The 17,803-nt window shown below is 57.6% G+C and carries 7 protein-coding genes and 9 pseudogenes; 7 read left to right on the top strand and 9 right to left on the bottom strand.

Going from position 1 to position 17,803, the window contains the following annotated elements:
* Positions 1-304: 304 nt before the first annotated feature.
* From MTR72_RS15905 to MTR72_RS40440, 4 genes and pseudogenes are all read right to left on the bottom strand, one after another.
* Positions 305-1,499: pseudogene (locus tag MTR72_RS15905) on the bottom strand (IS3 family transposase).
* A gap of 392 nt (positions 1,500-1,891) precedes the next feature.
* Complete coding sequence (locus MTR72_RS15910) at positions 1,892-3,085, bottom strand: M24 family metallopeptidase (RefSeq protein ID WP_341510563.1); 1,194 nt, start codon at positions 3,083-3,085, stop codon at positions 1,892-1,894.
* Positions 3,086-3,183: 98 nt separating this feature from the next.
* Positions 3,184-4,626 (bottom strand): M20/M25/M40 family metallo-hydrolase, encoded by a 1,443-nt coding sequence (locus MTR72_RS15915; RefSeq protein ID WP_341510564.1) that lies wholly within the window; start codon positions 4,624-4,626, stop codon positions 3,184-3,186.
* Between the two features lie 412 nt (positions 4,627-5,038).
* Positions 5,039-5,835: pseudogene (locus MTR72_RS40440) on the bottom strand (CoA transferase); the annotation flags it as partial.
* A 266-nt stretch (positions 5,836-6,101) separates the two neighbouring features.
* Here MTR72_RS40440 and MTR72_RS15935 point away from each other — a divergent pair.
* The 3 genes and pseudogenes from MTR72_RS15935 to MTR72_RS15945 all read left to right on the top strand — a co-directional run bounded on the left by MTR72_RS15935 (position 6,102) and on the right by MTR72_RS15945 (position 7,455).
* Positions 6,102-6,673 (top strand): annotated as a pseudogene (locus MTR72_RS15935) (acyl-homoserine-lactone synthase).
* Between the two features lie 128 nt (positions 6,674-6,801).
* Positions 6,802-6,918: pseudogene (locus tag MTR72_RS15940) on the top strand (helix-turn-helix domain-containing protein); the annotation flags it as partial.
* A gap of 3 nt (positions 6,919-6,921) precedes the next feature.
* Positions 6,922-7,455 carry a LysR family transcriptional regulator gene (locus MTR72_RS15945; RefSeq protein ID WP_341510566.1) on the top strand — a complete coding sequence of 178 codons (534 nt, stop codon included), beginning with the start codon at positions 6,922-6,924 and terminating at the stop codon, positions 7,453-7,455.
* On the opposite strand, the pseudogene MTR72_RS15950 reads toward MTR72_RS15945, so the two are convergent.
* A pseudogene (locus tag MTR72_RS15950) lies at positions 7,452-8,140 on the bottom strand (TraG/VirB4 family ATPase); the annotation flags it as partial. The gene MTR72_RS15945 and the pseudogene MTR72_RS15950 overlap by 4 nt on opposite strands.
* A pseudogene (locus tag MTR72_RS15955) lies at positions 8,079-8,341 on the bottom strand (DUF2285 domain-containing protein). The pseudogenes MTR72_RS15955 and MTR72_RS15950, both read right to left, overlap by 62 nt.
* 220 nt (positions 8,342-8,561) lie before the next feature.
* On the opposite strand from MTR72_RS15955, the gene MTR72_RS15960 reads away from it, so the two are divergent.
* Both MTR72_RS15960 and MTR72_RS15965 read left to right on the top strand, forming a co-directional pair.
* Entirely contained in the window at positions 8,562-8,816 is a 255-nt protein-coding gene (locus MTR72_RS15960; protein ID WP_341510567.1) for a helix-turn-helix domain-containing protein, read from the top strand.
* Between the two features lie 458 nt (positions 8,817-9,274).
* Positions 9,275-9,472: pseudogene (locus tag MTR72_RS15965) on the top strand (cold-shock protein); the annotation flags it as partial.
* Between the two features lie 409 nt (positions 9,473-9,881).
* Here the strand turns inward: MTR72_RS15965 and MTR72_RS15970 are convergent.
* Positions 9,882-10,691 (bottom strand): annotated as a pseudogene (locus MTR72_RS15970) (polysaccharide deacetylase family protein).
* A gap of 314 nt (positions 10,692-11,005) precedes the next feature.
* Between MTR72_RS15970 and MTR72_RS15975 the strand changes: the two are divergent.
* A pseudogene (locus tag MTR72_RS15975) lies at positions 11,006-12,052 on the top strand (IS630 family transposase).
* 2,023 nt (positions 12,053-14,075) lie between these two features.
* Here MTR72_RS15975 and MTR72_RS15980 read toward each other — a convergent pair.
* Entirely contained in the window at positions 14,076-15,170 is a 1,095-nt protein-coding gene (locus MTR72_RS15980; RefSeq protein WP_341510568.1) for a KamA family radical SAM protein, read from the bottom strand.
* 1,596 nt (positions 15,171-16,766) lie between these two features.
* Positions 16,767-16,997 (bottom strand): hypothetical protein, encoded by a 231-nt coding sequence (locus MTR72_RS15985; RefSeq protein ID WP_341510569.1) that lies wholly within the window; start codon positions 16,995-16,997, stop codon positions 16,767-16,769.
* A 551-nt stretch (positions 16,998-17,548) separates the two neighbouring features.
* Here MTR72_RS15985 and MTR72_RS15990 point away from each other — a divergent pair.
* Positions 17,549-17,767, top strand: coding sequence for a hypothetical protein (locus tag MTR72_RS15990; protein ID WP_341510570.1), 219 nt, complete (start codon positions 17,549-17,551; stop codon positions 17,765-17,767).
* Positions 17,768-17,803 lie beyond the last annotated feature (36 nt).

A 17,803-nucleotide genomic window follows, 5' to 3' on the forward strand; every position in this document is an offset into this window, starting at 1 on the left:
CCAGATCGCCCCCAATTTGAGGCTAGGTCGCGCACAACATCCGATTCGTCCCTCGGTACGGGCCTCACCGCCCGCTTCGGATCCGCTAGATTGTGCCCGGGTGAAGATCTTTGGGCCTGCTAACTCACCTTCGACTCTTCTGTTTTTGAAGAATCGGGCTACTCAGGCAGAAATCGTTCAATGTAACGCCTCGAACCGCCGAGCTTCTGCACGTGATCGCGAGTTTGAAGCTTTTGGCGTCAAGGAAGCAATCGTAGGATGTGACATCAGCTCGATCCATTGATGTTGGTCTGAGCCCCTCGCTTTATCCAGCGATAGGGAGAGTCCCGGTGACATTTGAGCCCATCAGGCTCGATGGAGCAACGGGGCGGGGCGCGGAGCCCTCGGCATAGCGCAGCGTCCCGCCCCGTTGCGGCCCAGGATCGCTGCGGTTGGCGTATTCGATCGGTGTGAGGTTGCCCAGCGCGCTGTGCGGCCTGGCGTTGTTGTAGTCGTCTTTCCAGGCCGCCAGCACGGCGCGAGCCTGTGCCAGCGAGGTGAACAGCGTCTCATTGAGAAGTTCGTCGCGCAGGCGGGCGTTGAAGCTCTCGATGAAGGCATTCTGGGTCGGCTTGCCGGGCGCGATGTAGCGCCAATCGATCTGCCTTTCCTGGCTGAAGCGCAGCACCTCCATGCTGGTCAGTTCGGTGCCGTTGTCGGACAGGCACATCGTCGGCCGGCTGCGCCAGGCAATGATGCTATCGAGCTCACGCACGACCCGCAGGCCCGGCAACGAGGTATCGGCGACGAGCGCCAGGCATTCGCGGGTGAAGTCGTCGACCACCGCCAGGAAGCGGAAGCGTCGGCCGTCAGCAAATGCATCCGACAGGAAGTCGAGGCTCCAGCGCTGGTTGGCTCCCTGCGGGATCGAAAGCGGCGCCCTGGTGCCGAGCGCCGTCTGCGTCCACCACGCCGGCGGACTTGAAGCCGTGCCTCGCGATAGAGACGCCGGCACTCCTTATGGTTCATGATCAGCCCCTCACGGCGCATCAGCACCAGCAGACGACGGTAGCCGAACCGGCGGCGGATCGCCGCCAGTTCGCGCAGACGGGCACGTACGAGAGCATCGTCGGCTCGCTGGCCGCGATAGCGCACCGATGCGCGATCTGCGCCAAGGACTTTGCACGCCCGCCGCTCGCTCACCTCGAACGTAGTCCGCAGATGAGCGACGGCCTCTCGTCTCGCGACGGGCGTCACCATTTTTTTGACGCAACGTCCTTGAGCATGGCGTTGTCGAGCATCGCCTCGGCCAACAGCTTCTTCAGCTTGGCGTTCTCGTCCTCCGATGCCTTGAGCCGCTTGGCGTCGGACACTTCCAAACCGCTATACCTCGCCTTCCACTTATAGAACGTGGCGCTGGAGATCCCGTGTTTACGGCAAACATCGGCCGTTGCTGCTCCGGCTTCCTGCTCCCGCAGAACCCCAATGATCTGCTTATCTGTGAACCGACTTGGCTTCATGGTCCATCCCTTCCCAGGTGACGGACTCTACTCATTTTTGGAGGAGTTTGCGGGGCTCAGACCAATGTCAGCGCACAACGTCCCGGGAAAACCATAGAGTTACCTCGCTTCAGCGTCAGCTTGCTAGGTAGAGCTTTCGTGTCCATGGAAAACGAGACACAACTAACTCGCTGATATCGAGTTAGAGCACGCCTCGCGTTCGCAGCAGCTTCGCTGGCCAGTTTCCTTGCTCAATCGCAGGCGTCCGATCTGGATGTAATTCTTTTTCTCTATCGGGGTCACTACCAGGCCTTGACACGCAACGGTTTGCCCCGACCTCCGGGGCGTGGCAGGTCAGGAGTCCGGCTCAGATCGAAATGAATCAGGAACCAACCGCAATCTTAACTGTGCTCTCAGTCCTTAACGAAGAGCTTCCGTTCGAGACTTGTCAGTGTCTCGGTCCCCTTCGAGGTGATCAAAACTGTTTCGCTAAGCTCGTAGTTCGCGTCGCCTTCCTTCGTACCGTCGCCGGCCCACATGCCGCAGATGACATGGAAGCACATGCCCGGCTGCAGTTCGATCTCCTCCCCCTTTCGAAGACTTGCGGTATGGTCTCGCCAGGTCGGCGGATAATTGAGGCCGAGCGAGTATCCTATGCGGGAGTGTTTCTGGTAGCCTTTCCGTTCCAGAACGGCCTGCCAGGCCGCCCACACGTTGTGACACGTCACCCCCGGTTTCATAACCGAGATCGCAGCCCCCAAGCCTTCCTGGACGATATTTCCGACGCGCAATAGGCTAGCACTCGGCTTTCCGAGGCTTACGGTTCGGCAAAGAGCCGCGTTATAGCGCAGGTAGCAACCCGCCAATTCCAGCGCCGTGTAGCTGCCCCGTTCGAGCACATCATTGGTAAAGGGGGTGTGGGGATAACCCGCATGAGCGCCAGACAAGATCAGGGGAGGGGCACTGGGGATTGCGCCGCCGATCCCATCGACGCCCTCGGCTTGTGCGCAGAGAGCCCGCCCCGCCAGTTCGTTCTCTCGTATTCCGGGCCTAATGTAATCAATTGCTACCTGCATCACATGATCGGTGATCCGACCCGCCTTCCTCATGAACTCGATTTCACGAGGCGACTTGATCGTTTTAATTTCATTGATCAGCAGGCCTACATCGGCCCACTTCGCCTCAGGGATGCCGTGCGTTAGTGCATAAAAAGCGCGGGGACTGAAATAATATGTATCGCCTTCATAGCCGATCGTACCGCTGTTCCACCCCCGTTTCTTGATCTCTGCCGCAACAGCTTCCATCGCATGCTGCGAATGCGAGTCTGAGTAAGAGTCCTCATAAGCGACGATGTTGTCTGGCGAAAGCCAAGTTGTGTGGCAGGCGCCGCCTTTGTCAATGCCACGCCCGACCCAAACCGGCTCCACGTCTTGTTTTGGTACAAGCAGCGCTTGCGTGTTCTGATAACTCCAAGAATCGAAACCAGACAGATAGTTCAAATGCGCCGGATCGGCTACAACTAGCAAATCCAATCCTTGACTGGTCATTTCCCTTCGCACCTTTTTCAGGCGCTCTTCATATTCCTGTTTCGGAAACGCGGTCGGCATTTGGCCCTTCCTTCTTGAGTTATCTTGCGGCTTTCTTGTTTCGGCGTGTATTGGGCACGGTCAGCAGGTGGACTACTATCGGCGGACTTGCTCTGGCCTTACGCAGGTCTGTCCTCAAGGGAGCCAACCGAAAGACCGGCAGCCTCAAGGTTGCCGAGAGCGTCAAGGAGAGCGGCTCCAGTCCGAATCCCGTTCACGAAGCAGTCGATTGTGATATTCTCGTTCGGCGCATGATTGGCTTCGTCGGCATTGGCGTAAGGTACCACGAACGAGTCCGTGCCGAGAATTTTCGTGAAGACGTACTCCGGGAGAGTACCTCCAAGTACAGGATAGATGAGCGGCTCGACGCCCTGTCCAAGGCGGACAGCTCGCTGAACAACCTCCGAAAATCGTGAATCGAGAGGTGTCTTCGACGGCAGTGTCGCCTCGGCTCGAACGAACTCGACTTCAGGAGCATGTTTTCTTACGTGAGCCTCTATTTTGTCGAGAATATCCTCCGGGTTCTGCTTTTCTACGAGACGAGCATCGCACTTCACCACGGCCTCGTGTGGCAAGACTGTCTTCTGGCCCGGGCCGCCATAACCCCCGTGGAAGCCATTAATCGTCAGCGTCGGATGGAACATCAGCCTGTCCGCAAGCGGCCTATCTATTGGAGCATCGAGGCTTTTGAGACCCAGCTCTCGCTTGACATTCTCAACATAGAGAGGCAAGCGGGCGGCGGCAGCGCGCTCACGCGCGGTTGGCGCGACGACATCATCGTTAAATCCCTCGATCGTAATCTCGCCGGCAGCATTCTTCATCGTCGCCAACAGGTGTGTCAGCGTCCAGATCGGGTTCGGAACCACACCCCCGAATAGACCGGAATGCAAATCTCGAGTGGCGGCACGTGCCCGCAATTCGAATCCCGCAAGTCCACGAACGCCGTACGTGATAATCGGTTGACCGGATTCATGCAGCGGACCATCGGCTGTTACAACCAAGTCAGATTTGAGGAGGGTACGGTGCGTGCGCACGAAAGACGCAATATTGGGGCTTCCGTTCTCCTCTTCACCTTCTAGAAGAAACAGGACATTGCAGGGCAAGCATCCATGCACAGCCAAATGCGACTCGATGGCTAGCATCTGAGCAAAGTGTTGACCCTTGTTGTCCCCTGCGCCGCGCGCATAAATGCGGCCGCCCCGGATAGATGGTTCGAATGGCGGAGTTACCCAGGCTTCCAATGGATCTGGAGGCTGAACATCGTAGTGTCCGTAGAGCAATACGGTTGGCTTACCAGCCGCGTGTTCCCAACGCCCGAGCACCATCGGATGCCCTTGGGTAGGAAACGTTTGCGCCTCGAAGCCCAAGCGGCTGAGAGCCTGCACAAGGAGTTGCGCTACCTCGCCTATACCGATGTTGTGCGCGCTGATACTGGGATGTCGCAGGTATTCAACCAGACGATCGACGAACTTGTTTTTATTCGTGTCGATATGCTCGAACACCTTGGACAATTCCGCCGCGGGTTGACTGCCATTCATGCGCATTACCTTCTTTTGGGCCATCGATTTTGGCCATTTCTTCGTTAAGCTAGTATGCAATTTAGACGTCGCGACGCGCTGAAAAGAGGCATTCAATACCACGCTGCTGCCGAAAATCTGCGTTGTGGGCCTAGTTCGCGACGCAACCAACCCGCAATGTGTGATTTCGTACCAAGGCATGCTCTCTCCCCGTTTCGCTCCATCGTCGTATGCCGGCCCGCTAATCGGGGTTGTTCACTCGAGGTCGTATCGGCAGTCAGTCAGATTCGTGATTCGTGTCTTGGTCGGAAGATCGTGGCTGTATTGGTGTTTGCAGAGCGCTGACTGAAGTGACACGATGGTCATCCGAACACGAAGGTAGTTGGTTTTGGTTGACTAACCGTCCACCGCCAGGGGCGACCGCCCAAACTCTTTTCGCCACGCGTTATAGATACTGGTGTGGATGCTCTGACAGGCCTTGGATCTGGTTCAATCATCATACGCAAGCCCGGCGGGCTCCAGCTCAATCATCCATCTCGCTCGAGATTTTGGGGAACCGGCCAATCACGATTTCGTCCAAAGCTTTCCTATTGCTCATTCTTTCCATGTTATCGGCGATCCGGCCCGGCGGATCATTTCCGGTTCCTTGACGAATTTGACGCAGAAGTTCACCCATTCGCGGTCATTTTGAGCGGAGAAGATTATGTCTTTGCCGTCGGCGCAGCGGTATGCTCATTATGGGGCTAAAGATGGATGGCTCACCGCTGCCCGAACGGTGTGATAGCCGCCGTAGTCAAACTGAAGTACCGGAAAATTCATCAAATCCGCGCGATGCATTAAAGAGCGAGACTTGAATACTCGTTCCTTCCCCGTGCGCTCACGCTGGAGCAGCGCCTGCAAGATCCGTCATACCTGCTGCGATATCGCACACGGAGAGGCCAACCCGGGCGGGGCCATGGACAATGCCAGTGATTGCTCAAAGTGCAGTCCCTCCTTGCACTGTGAGATCATACGCTTTTGGCGTGCGACAGTGCCCTCCATCTCCGAATCCAGAGATGTCACAGGTTATTAGGCGCGGAAAACGTTTACGAAGATCTGCGGAGGCGAACCGACTCTCCCAGGCTTACGATTTTGGATGAAGACGTCAGCGCGCGCAATCATGCTGTCGAGCACTGCGCGGTCATTCTCGAGCGTTAGATCTAGGCAGATCAATTCTTTCCCGCGATTTAGCCAGTAAAAATATGCACTCTGGCCGCCGAGCGAACCACAGCATTTCACCTGGACAACGCCTGTGCGAAGCTCGGCGTCAGCTCGCTTCGTCAAGCCATCGTGTTACTAACCGAATCAAAATCTTGAAAATAAGGCGCCGGCCCGCCGTAATCACCTGTGCTACTACACAGGATGCGCTTTGTTGGACCTCTCTGCTTAGTTTTAGTTGCCGAAACAAGAGCAGGGAGCCAAGAATGATGCAGCTCATCACCCCGGAGTACTACGGCGACTTCGTCCACGATCTCGCCGAGATGCACCGGCTGCGCTACCGCGTTTTCAAACAGCGCCTGGACTGGAGAGTCGAGGTCAGCGGCGACATGGAAGTCGACGAGTTTGGCGTCCTTCGACCGGTGCATCTACTGAACCGCTCTGCAACCGGACATATTCAAGGTTGCGTCCGGCTTTGTCTTCGGCCGGCCCAACCATGCTGAGAGACACCTTCCCGATCCTGGTGGACGGGCAGCCGGCACCACGAAGCGATCGGATCTGGGAGAGCAGCCGAAACGCTCTCGATGTTCCTCCGGATGCGCCGAAGACGAGTGGCGGACTTGCTGCTGCCACTTACGAGCTGTTTGCGGCCATGATTGAGTTCGGCCTTTCCATTGAATTGACCGAAATCGTCACTGTGACCGACGCCCGCATGGAGCTCATTCGCGCCGCGCCGGATGGCCCCTGCGGAGCGGGAAAAGCTCGCCCTCTCGGAGACACCACGGCTGTTGTCGGCTACCTCGAGGTCTCGCCCGATGCGTTGGACCGCATTCGCAAAGCGGGACACATCTCTAGACCGGTGCTCTGGGCTCAAGTCATGCAAGCGGCTGTCTAGGCTCTCCAAGCAAGCCCAAGCGCAGCATCGCTGCAGATTAGATCGGAAAGCCGCTCTCCTCTCTTGAGACTTACGATGCACAAGCCACGCGAACAAGACCGTCACTTCAGGCCAGCAAAGCGCTCGAACTGAAGCACCTCAGATCGGCCGTTGCTGCGGCTGATTGCGGGAGCTTTCGTGGAGCCGCCGAGTTGCTGAGGTGGCAACAATCGGGTCTCAGCCGAAGACTCAGCGAGATTGAGCACCACTTGAGCATTCCAATTTTCGAGCGCTTCAGCGGAAATGTGTGCCCAACGCAGGCCGGCTGCGACGTCTTTCGGTTGGCCAGGACCATTGTGGATGAATTCGACGCATTCATCGCAACCGCGCGATCCGTTCACAACAGCGAAACCGGCCGCCTGAGCGTCGGTTGCTGCACACCGCTTTCGGCGGGCAATCTGCAAGCCTGCTTACCTAAGTTCAAGCAGCGATTCCCGCAGATTGAACTTGCGACAGTCGAACGATTAAGAACACGGCTAGCAGCAGCACTTCCCAACGGAGCGCTCGATCTCCTAATCGTCACGGGGAGCTTGCCGTTGTTGGACAACAAAGTCATCCCTATGTGGAGCGAGCATGTTCTCGTTGCCTTGCCTCATGACCATCCTCTCAGCTCGCGCGAGGCTGTCTACTGGACCGACCTGCGCGGCGAGGCGGTGCTGCTCGGCCATTACGACGCCCGAAAAGAGCTCGAAGATCTTCTGGTTTCCAAGCTAGTTTCGCTTGAGGATTGTCCTAAAATCTAGCGCCATGACGTCAGCCGCGACATCATCAAGAGCCTAATCAGCATGACACTCGTCCCCTTTTCGGCCAGGATCTGTTCGATGAGCGCCTGGTCGGTTTTCGAAGAGGCGGCCGTGAACGCAAGCGCGATCTCGCTCAAGCCAAGCTCGAAGAGGCGATTGCTGCGGCACGACTGGCAGTAGTAATCCCGCTTGCGTGTCGCGCGGGCGAGAATCTCGATTTGCCAGTTATTCAGTCCAAACCGCCGATAGATGACCGTGATCTGCGGCTCGATGCAGCGATCGTTCGGCAGCAGAATACGGGTCGGGCAGCTCTCGATGACGGCGGGAGCGATTGCAGAGCCGTCGATGTCAGCCAGCGACTGGGTCGCAAAGATTACCGAAGCGCTTTTTTCCGAAGCGTCTTCAGCCATTCCCGGAGCTTGCCGGCAAAATCAGCATCGTCTAGCGCGAGCCAGCCCTCATCGATCACGAGCAACGTTGGACGGCCGTCAAAGCGATCCTCAATTCGATGAAAAACGTATGCTAGGACGGGCGGCCCGACGGATGTTCCGATTAACCGGTCGGTCTCAAAGTCCTGAACGGATGAACCGCCGAGCCGCTCACCATCGGAATCCAGCAGCCGTTCATAAGCCCCACCCAGGCAATAGGGTTGTAGCGCGCGCTTTAAGAGGTTGGATTGAAGAAGACCGAAAGCGCTGTAAGCGGGTCGATTCGCGATTTTGATCAATCTGAAGAACGACCCGAGCAACTTCCTCCCCATCGGCCCCCTCTGCAGCGGCGTCAAGTAGATGCCAATACGTTACCAGATGTTGCTGATCGTAAGCCGTAAGCACCGGATCTCCGGAGCAACATCGGCTGCGCCGGGATCGAGCGGCCGGTTTTGCATGGTCCTTACCATCAACTTAGTGCCTACATTACTCAACTTCTGCAAGCTTCGTCATGCGAGCGTCACAATATGGATGCCCGCGCCTAAGGTTTGCGCGCAGTAATTTCGTCAGCGGGCGTGATCCGTGAGAACGGGCGGGTCCGAAAGAGAGTGAGTTGTGAGCGCTCGTTCCACGTATAATAACACGTAGCGCCAAACTGCGCGATCACCTATCCTGCGGATGGACATTCGCAAGGTCTTTGGAGAAAATGCGCGTGAGTTTCGGTTGGCGCTGGGCCTAAGTCAGGAGGCGGTTGCAGAACGCATGAGCGTTGATCGCGCTTTCATCAGCAGCATGGAGCGAGGGCTGCAAAACGCAACCCTGTTAACAGTGGCAGATCTCTCAAGCCCTCGAGGTTCGGCCAGCAGAATTGCTCGACGAGAAGACTTCCAAGATTCGTTCCTGATGCCCGCTGCCGCACGAGATCCCGCATAGCGGTACGTTGCGAATGTTCGGCAGCCTGCCGGTTCCACAGACTGCGAATGCCCCGGCCAGCAGATTGGATGGCGGATCGAATGCGCCGAGGCTTGGGATTCGGCATCGTTGAAGCCGCCCGCGCACGTGACGGCGAGCTCCAATCGGCACGAACATCAGGCGTGGCGGCCCGACATATTTCGCCGAGGTCCGGACGATCTTTTCGATAACGGGAGCGGTTCAACAGGTGATCACGCACAGCCGCCCCCTGCCACTCGACATCGAAGCCGTTACAAGTCCTCCACCGGCTGGCGGAGCGAAGCCAGGACGAACCGCTTGCCGCGCCAATGGTCAGAAACACCTCCAGGTGGATTTCGTGTCGGCGACACTCAGCTTGGTGCACTGTCATATTTGCCATCGCTTGACAGCCCTGCAACACTTGGACAGAGGGAATGAGCTATTTTTTAGGAGATCTGAAGGTGGAAATGGGTACCGTAAAGTGCTTCAACGCGACAAAAGGTTACGGCTTCATCAAACCAGACGACGGCGGCCCTGATGTCTTCGTGCAGATGAGGTCCGTTGAAAGGGCCGGCTACATCAACTTGGCAGAAGGTGCCCGGGTTAGCTATCAGGTGAAGGCCAGCCGTTCTGGTAAAATGTCGGCCGAGAACCTCCGGATCGATAATTTCGACGGGGCGCAGCGCAGTTTTCTTCAATCCTTCTACCGTTTCGCTCATCCCCTCGTCTGCATTTACCATTATCCTGCTGCGCTGTGCCCAAAGATGTGATGCAGCAGCAGCTCAACAGCCTTTTCTGAAAGGCGCGTCGCTCTTTCGGCCGCGGCTTGCTCCCGGTGCGGGACTCTTGCGCTGCTTGCTGCAATGTAGTGTGCCTGCGTATGCAAGACTGTCCGACGCAGTTCGGTCAATGCTGCACCCGTGTAGCAGGATCCCACACGATATCCGAGGGCCGCTTCGCAATCCGTTGACGATCCACACCCGCACCGCTCCTTTCCCTTCTCTGAAGCAGACCGCCGGTGGTGGCGACCCGGCCGTTGTGATTGGCTGGCGGCATGATGTTAGACCGTCAAGGGGCGATCTCAGCGTTCCTCTGAACCGGGCCAGCCGGTACGAGATGCACGACCCGATACGCGTTCTCGCGCAGATACCGTAAGAACGCCGGCATCATGGCGGCCGTTCGGGGCTGGGCATCGTGCAGCAGAATGATGCCTCTTCGTGAGGTCTCAAGCTGGTCGGTCAAATTCTTTAATGCGTGGCCCGGAGTTATGTTCTCCCAATCGCTCGCCCAAAGATCAGCTCCGAACACGACGAGCCCGCGCGACTGCAAGAAGTCGACCGTCGCAGGCGTCGAATCAAAATAAGGAAAGTGGAAGAAAGGCGTCGACGGGGTTTTGGTCCAGACGCCGTTGAGCGCCATTTCATCGGCAGCAATGCCAAGCTAGATATCTTCCTTCGCCTGTTTGAATGAAATCTTTGAGATAATCGGATGTGACCAGCTATGGTGCGCAATGGTGTGGGCGAGGGCGCCGGTGCGGCGGACGAGCTCGGGAAATTTTGCGGAGGATCTACCGACCAGGAAGAATGTGGCGCGAACGCATTCCCTCGCCAGCGCGGCAAGCACTTTTTGGGTGCTAGGCGGCCGCGGCCCGTCATCGAAGGTGAGAACGACCTCATGGTCAACTAGAGGAATGGTCTTTGAAAAGCTATCTAATCCCACCCGCGAATAGGTCTTTGCATCGACAACGAGCACACGCGACCTGCCGAGCGCATCCCGCCGCGGGCAGTCGGCCGCGCTTGTCACGGTCACGCCCGCGAGCACAGCCGTCGCAGCGCCGGCGAGGCGCGAGCTCAATCTGTGTAGGCGCATCTTTGTCATATTGCTGGTGCAACCTTGATCGGTACGCGGAGGCCTTATAGGCCGCATGCTATTCGATACGTATCGCCGGATTTCTGCATAGTAGCGACATATCGAGAGAAAAATTCGGCGCCCGCGGGAAGCAGTATGCTCCAAACGGCGAACGCGGGACGTTCGCATCTTGTCCCGAGTCACAAGTTCGCAATCCTAGATTCGCAGTGGATTCGCGTCGCTGTGCCAAGGATGGGGCAAACAGCGACGGAGTCTGCGATGGCGGTCCAGCAACTTGCCCCCTGATATTGAGCGATGATGAGCGTGCCGAACTGACGTCGCTGATGATGCGGCGGAAGACGGCGCAGGCGCTGGCTCTGAAAGCCCGGATCGTGCTGACCTGTGCGGAAGTTGGTCAGAACACGGAAGTGGCGGCCAAGCTGGCCGGCAGACCGTAGGCAAGTGGCGGCAACGTTTTATGGAGCATCGCGTGGCCGGGCGGCACGACGAGCCACGCTCGGGGGCACCACGCACGATTGACGATGCCCGCGTCGAAGCCGTGATCGTGAGGACGTTGGAGAGTTGCCCCGAGAACGCCACTCATTGGAGCTCCCGCGACATGGCGAAGGTCAGCGGTCTATCGGTGTCGACGGTACAACGCATCTGGCGGGCCTTCGGGCTCCAGCCGCACCGGATGGAGACGTTCAAGCTCTCGACCGATCCGAACTTCGTGGCCAAAGTGCGCGATGTCGTGGGCCTCTACGTCTCACCGCCGGAGCACGCCATCGTTCTGTGTGTGGATGAGAAATCCCACATCCAGGCGCTGGACCGCAGTCAGCCGATGCTGCCGATGCGACCCGGCCAGGTAGCCCGAAGGAGCCATGACTACAAAAGGCATGGCACCACATCGCAGTTCGCCGCCCTCGATATTGCGACCGGACGGGTCATCGGCAAGTGCTACGGACGCCACCGCACCGCAGAGTTTCCGCAAGTTCCTTGACGAGATCGAAGCTGCCGTGCCGCGCAAACTCGACGTCCATCTCGTCATGGACAATTACGTCACGCACAAGACCCCAATGATCCGGAGATGGCTGGCCAAAAGGCCGCGTTGGCACATACACCTGACCCCGACCAGTTCGTCATGGCTCAACCAAGTCGAGCGCTTCTTCGCGCTCCTCACCGACAAGAAGATCAGGCGCGGCGTCTATCGCAGTGTAGCCGCCCTCAGGGCGGACATCGCCTCGTTCATCGAACGACACAACGCCGATCCCAAACCGTTCCGATGGACCAAATCCGCCGATGACATCCTGGCTTCCATCGAGCGCTTCTGCCGTTACAATGCTCCGGCAAAACGCGACGCAGTGTTGCGAACTTCTGGTTCAGGACACTAGCTGATCGGATGATGGATGAGTTCGGATGTATGGTGCGTCGCTGATTAGAGCCAACGCCGAACCGCGCCGCCGTAAGATGCCGGGCCGGTTGATCGCATCAAAGCACCATTGTTGCCTTGGCTAGAGTTCGCAGCTTCCACTTCGCAACGAAATCTCTCACCTCCTAAACGAGCAAACCTGGAGGCACTACCGCTTCGATCGAAGTGGCACCTGATCTTCGTATCGGAGACGAGTCGCCACAGATGACGTTGACGCGCCTCCGCGAATGGAATCTTCAGCAGCAATAGGTCGTGCCCACAGTGTCGGGTTCCCAAACGAATGTCCAAAGGTCCACCTGTGGTTCATGTGCAGGACGAGCCGGATCTGGGCCACTCGCAACACTCCAGCTGCCGCGTTCCTTTTATCCGGGATTCCGAGAAGGGCCTGCCAGTGTTGCGATCCTCGATGCCGGCCTTCTTCATGGCGTCGGCGTCGGCGAGGAACTTGCCGATCTCCACCGCACTTCTCGGCGGGATCATATGGCGCCTCACTCTCGCACATCACACTCTTCATCGCCCTGGAGCCAACACTCGCCAACTATGCAGGGACTAACGCTGGCCTCCGAAGATGTGTTATCAGGTCAAGGAGCACTCTCCATTCCTCCCGGCCGAATGTGTCGGTCGCCTTGCCTGAGCTCAGCGGACTGACGGAGCATGACAAATAGTGCAATCATTCCGGCGCCCAGCTCGGCGATGACTTGACTGGCCAACACTCCGCTGAAGCGAGACATAACAGGGAACAACAGTACCGCCGGTATGAAGAGATATCCTTGCCTCGCGAAAGACACGACCGCTCTGAGGCGTGCTCTTCCGAGCGACTGAAGCATCGTCGTCACGAAACTCTAAACACGTAAAGTCCATAAAACACGATGAAAGACGACGCAGGTCGAGAAGGCAATATCCGTGACCTTATCGCTGTCGCTGAACAGCCTGACCAAAGGCCGGATAAAAACCATAACGCTCGCGGAGTACGCAAAGGAAACCGTGATAGAGAGCATGAAATTCGCAACCTTCAGTACACGGGCAAAGTCGCGGGCGCCCCGGCCGAACCCCTCGAAGCCCTGCTCCCCCAATATCCGACAACCGCCCCGTGAGCACCTTCTTAGGGTAAGGTCCTTGCGAGGGCATCAGATCTTAAGCGTAACGCCTCATATGTATGTTCGTCTGCGCCGCCCTCAGCGCACCCCTTTCGGATCCGATCCTACAGGCCGATCAATGGCCGCGATCGGGTCAACCGGTTGACGTTCCACAGGCTGATTTTTCCCTGGTTGATTTTCCGTAGGCAAGCGCCCCGTCATTCTTCGGCTTCTGCAGCGCTCAAATCAAAAGGCCGAAGCTCTTGATCGAAGTGCGCGTTGCGTAGCCACCGTGATTCACAAGTCACGTTTGTCATATCTTTGCCTTTCGTCGTTCGGGTTCACTCCTGTTTTCTCGATGATCGGCAGGAACGGGGGACGCTAGGACCGCGACTTCGCTTTGGCAGCTACCGACTCTTGTAGTCGACCCGCGATCGTCTGCATGGCACCCGCAAGGGAAAAGGTGGCATGGCGTACGATCACCCAACGACCTGCGCGAAGATCACTCAACTCGCATCCGGACAAAGCGGTCATCGTGTCACCCTGACTTCTCGTTCGCGGCCGCACTGACACTACGTCGCAGAAGCCCCTTCTATCCAAGACACTTTGGTTGCATGCCGAAGTGGCAAAGCTTTACCCACGCGAGGGCGTCCAAACCAGCTGGAAGCCGAGACCATCGTCTCATGGATCTGACCCCATGCCCACTCCAAGCGCATAGAGCTTTACCTCTGTGCTAGTCCAGGAATAGGGAGCTTCACAGGTCCTTAGGTTCAGTGCAGCGGACATCGAGCGGTATCCGAACCTCACTACCGTCGAGACCAGGGCGCGCCTCCGGCGGCTCAACTTGAACGCGCTTCGTGCGGCGGCAGCGCCGTACGCGCTTCTAGGCTGGAGAGCGTGCGGTAGATCTCATTGTGCGGGCAGATCATCGAGCCAGCAGGCTGTCGCGACGTACGGTCGGGAAAAGATCTTACCGATCTTCTCGGGAACTTTATTCTGGTGGTACCGCATATACACGCGGCCATCCTGTCCTAAGTCCAATATCTCTATTTTTCCTGTGTAATGGGACATGATGTATTTAAATGTCTTCTCGATGCCGCTCAGACGCTGGTTGATGCCGCGTACAATTTCTAGTCCACGCCGAAGTGCGACTTGGAAGTGCGATGCACCCTTCACCGGCCTAGCTTGAAATAAGTAGTAAGGTCGCACTCCGATTTCGTGGCATTTGGCGAAGGTCGCGGCCAATATTTCGGGATCATCGTTGACTTTGGCGAGAAGCACGGACTGATTAAGGAATTGCACGCCCTGTGCTCGCAAAGCGCGAACTTTGTGCTCCGCATCGGATGAGATCTCACCTACGTGATCGAAATGCGTGACGATGATTGGGGTTTTACCCGCCTTGTGGATACGCTGGAATAGCGCTGGTAGAGCGGAATCCTCAAAGCGCCTTGGCTCATAGGCCAGCATCTTTGTGCCAAATCTGATCGAATTCAAATGATCTATTGGCAGCAGGTGGTCAACGATCTTGTTCAGATTGGCGGTGCTAAGCACGAACGGGTCGCCTCCGGAAAGAAGTACGTTCGTCATCTCAGGATGGCGCGCAATATATTGCGCGGCTTGATCGAAGTCCGGCGCGATTTCATCCGAAACCTTGCCCACAATGCGCTTGCGAAAACAGTAACGGCAATATGAGCCGCAGCGTTCCGTCACCAGCAATAAACCGGTCTGGGCGTACTTGTGCTGGAGCCCCGGTACCACTGTGTTGTCGTACTCGCCGCTCGTATCTAAGGTGCCGGGGCTCTCGAACTCCTTGATTGAGGGCTCGACAATGTACTTCAGCTGATCGTAGTAACCACTTTTGATGATCTGTTCGCGATAAGCTTTTGTGACGTGATAAGGTGTGATGTAGTTGACTTGCAGTTCACTCTCGCTAACGACGCGAGTTTCTTCAATGAACTTCAACACGCGTTCTCTGCAATTCAGCGGATTAGCTGTTGTTTCCATTGCGCCCTCGTCTTGCCGTATCAGCGCGTTTGATTCAATGCGATCTTCCTCGTCTACAATACAGCATCAACAGTGGGTCGATACCTACCTAGTGTGGTAAGGACTATCGGTCTCGAGAGTTGAGACAGGCGCACCGGGTACTCGCCAGATAGCTGCGCTCCGAGGATAGCGGCGCGATGGCCAGCCCAAGTCACGGCCATTAGATCGTGTTGAGATTGAATTGAATCGCAAGAGATTCCCAAACAGGCGACGCGTGATTCATCCTCAAGGCGGCAAGGAGGGCTGGCGGGGATGGCGCATGGGGAGGCTCTTGCGATTTGGGTGATCAAGGCCGTGGTTGAGGCCGATCTTACGCGGAACGACGCGGCACGGATTTTCCCGGTGGGATCGCGAGCGCAATGCATTGGATGAGAGTTCGCGGAAACGCGCCGCACAGCAGCTTTGCGGACCGGGTGCGGAGCGAGGCTCCGCGTTGAAGCGGCACTGGGATTGGCTCCTGGGCGGTCTAACGCTCGATGCGATCGCCGAGCGTCTGCCTCGCGCGCCACGGGCGTAAGCGGTTTTTCGCCGCCGAGGAGATCAGCTTCAAATAATAACCGTGCAGCGCAACGAACAGGATCGCCCCGAAGTCGCTGAGCGCCGGGAAGCGTGGCGATGTGAAGGACTTTGGGTGCCCTTGATTTTGTTTGATGACACTTGACGACAACCGCCATGGCACGTCGTTACGCTTGGGCCGATGTCAGCGCACGCGCCATCGGCGATGCACAGAAGGGCCATTGGAACACGACGACGTTCCTTGCGGGCCTCACCTGCGAGGGGTGATTGCATTTTTCGTGCTCGACGGCGCGCGCCTACTGCCGCCCTACAGCCCCGATCTGAATCCGATTGAGATGGGCATTCGCCACAATCAAAGAACTGCTGGGGCAAGCCCAAGCCAGAACCGTCGATGCCCCCACGGATCTCATCGGACGCACCTTGAACATGCACTTTTGAAGGAATGTGCCAACTACGTCCGTCATTGCGGATACAATCGCTTTGCTCACGACAGGCTCCAGCGAACCGCGCAGCATGCCTAATATGTGCGACAACCGTCCCCTCGCCTTTCTGTCCGCACAAACACGCAACCGCCGCGCCTCAAAATCGAGGTGAGTGCCATCTCATTTGCGAAGGACACCTTGAAAGGTCCTCATCGGAATCAGGACCTGGTGTGCCTGGGCCCACATTCATGAGTTATTTCGGTGTGCGAGGCCGCTTTAGGTTGAATAGTGCCTCGACCGTCGCCAAGCTCGATCCGCTCCAGCTTTTCAATGCCGCACCGATAGGCAAGAGCCGGCTCGCATTGTACCCGGCTCTCACACGAGAATGGCGCCGCCTGCCCGCGCCTTTCCAGCCATCTGGCGTGGATCCTCACTGGCTTTCTGAAAACAACGAAAGTAGGCGTCGCCGGCGACCGGATCCGTCGTTCGAGCATGCCGGTCGGAGGACCCGATCGCCGGTCTTCCGATCGGCACGTCCACGCGCTTGATCCATGCCGACGGCGCCGAAGTCGGTCCCCGCCCGTAGTGGCGGACGCGCGGACTTGCCGCTCGGCCTCGCTCACGCGTCCTCCACTTGAGGCTGCCCGGAGGTGTTGTAGACCTCGGCCTGGCGGTACTCGTCGAGGCCGATGACGTCGCCCTTGCAGCCGTCGATAACGCAAGGGCGCGCGACCACTCCGTGGTCCTCGTCGCAGATCAGGCAGTGCAGCGTGCCGGGATCCTTCAGATAGCCGTCTTGCTCAGTTTCGGATCGACTTCGTAGAAGCGAGTCGGCGCTTCGCGGATGCATTTGTGGCAGAGTTATCTTCTCTCCGTCTTGGCGATGCCATACAGCTTCTTGAAGGTGCTCTTCCCGATGTGCGCGAACGTCAGCGGTAACTGGTCGATGACCTCGGACGCGGCGGAGTTGTACTCTCAATCGCGCACCAAGGCAGCTCCCGTCCGGGAAGCGAAACTCGCCCGGTCGGCCAGCCACGACCGATCGCTCCAGAGCTCGATGTGTTGGCGAATCAGCAGATCCAGCAGATCTTCGGGCTTGAATGTCTGGCCCGCCTGTCCGAGATGGGTGAACTTGTTTCTGATACCCACAGTTGTTGTAGTCACCGATGTAGCCGTCGCTCAAGGGTGCGGACACAGCGAGTTCACTGCGGCGGGAAGATCGACCGCATCGAGCGTACGGAATTCGGAGAAGTCGATGTCGGGGACCTTGGCGCTGAACCTCGGCTCGCTCCGAGCAGACGGCGCAGATCCTAGCCTCCAGCACGCGCTCGTTCGACTGCTGGATTACGGAGCACACCGCCTGCACCTCGGGCTAGTATCCTTCGAGGATTCCGACCACTCTTGGCCTACTATCAGGCCGAGCAGTTTAGAGCCTTGTTGCAGGAATGGGATCGCGTCGAGGACACGGATGCCCGTATACTGGCCTATATTCTGGGATCCGTCTGCTACGACAGCGACGACTTTACCCGCAGCAGCGAGAACTTCTTTTACAGCAACTTCGTTCTCGCCTACGAGGCCACGACTGCGGCAACCACACAGCCCGGAACGGATGACGGCTGACTGTTTCGCCCGCGAGGAATGTATCACCTGGTCGGG

The sequence above is a fragment of the Bradyrhizobium sp. ISRA442 genome, assembly GCF_038085055.1.
In the GTDB taxonomy this organism is placed as follows: domain Bacteria; phylum Pseudomonadota; class Alphaproteobacteria; order Rhizobiales; family Xanthobacteraceae; genus Bradyrhizobium.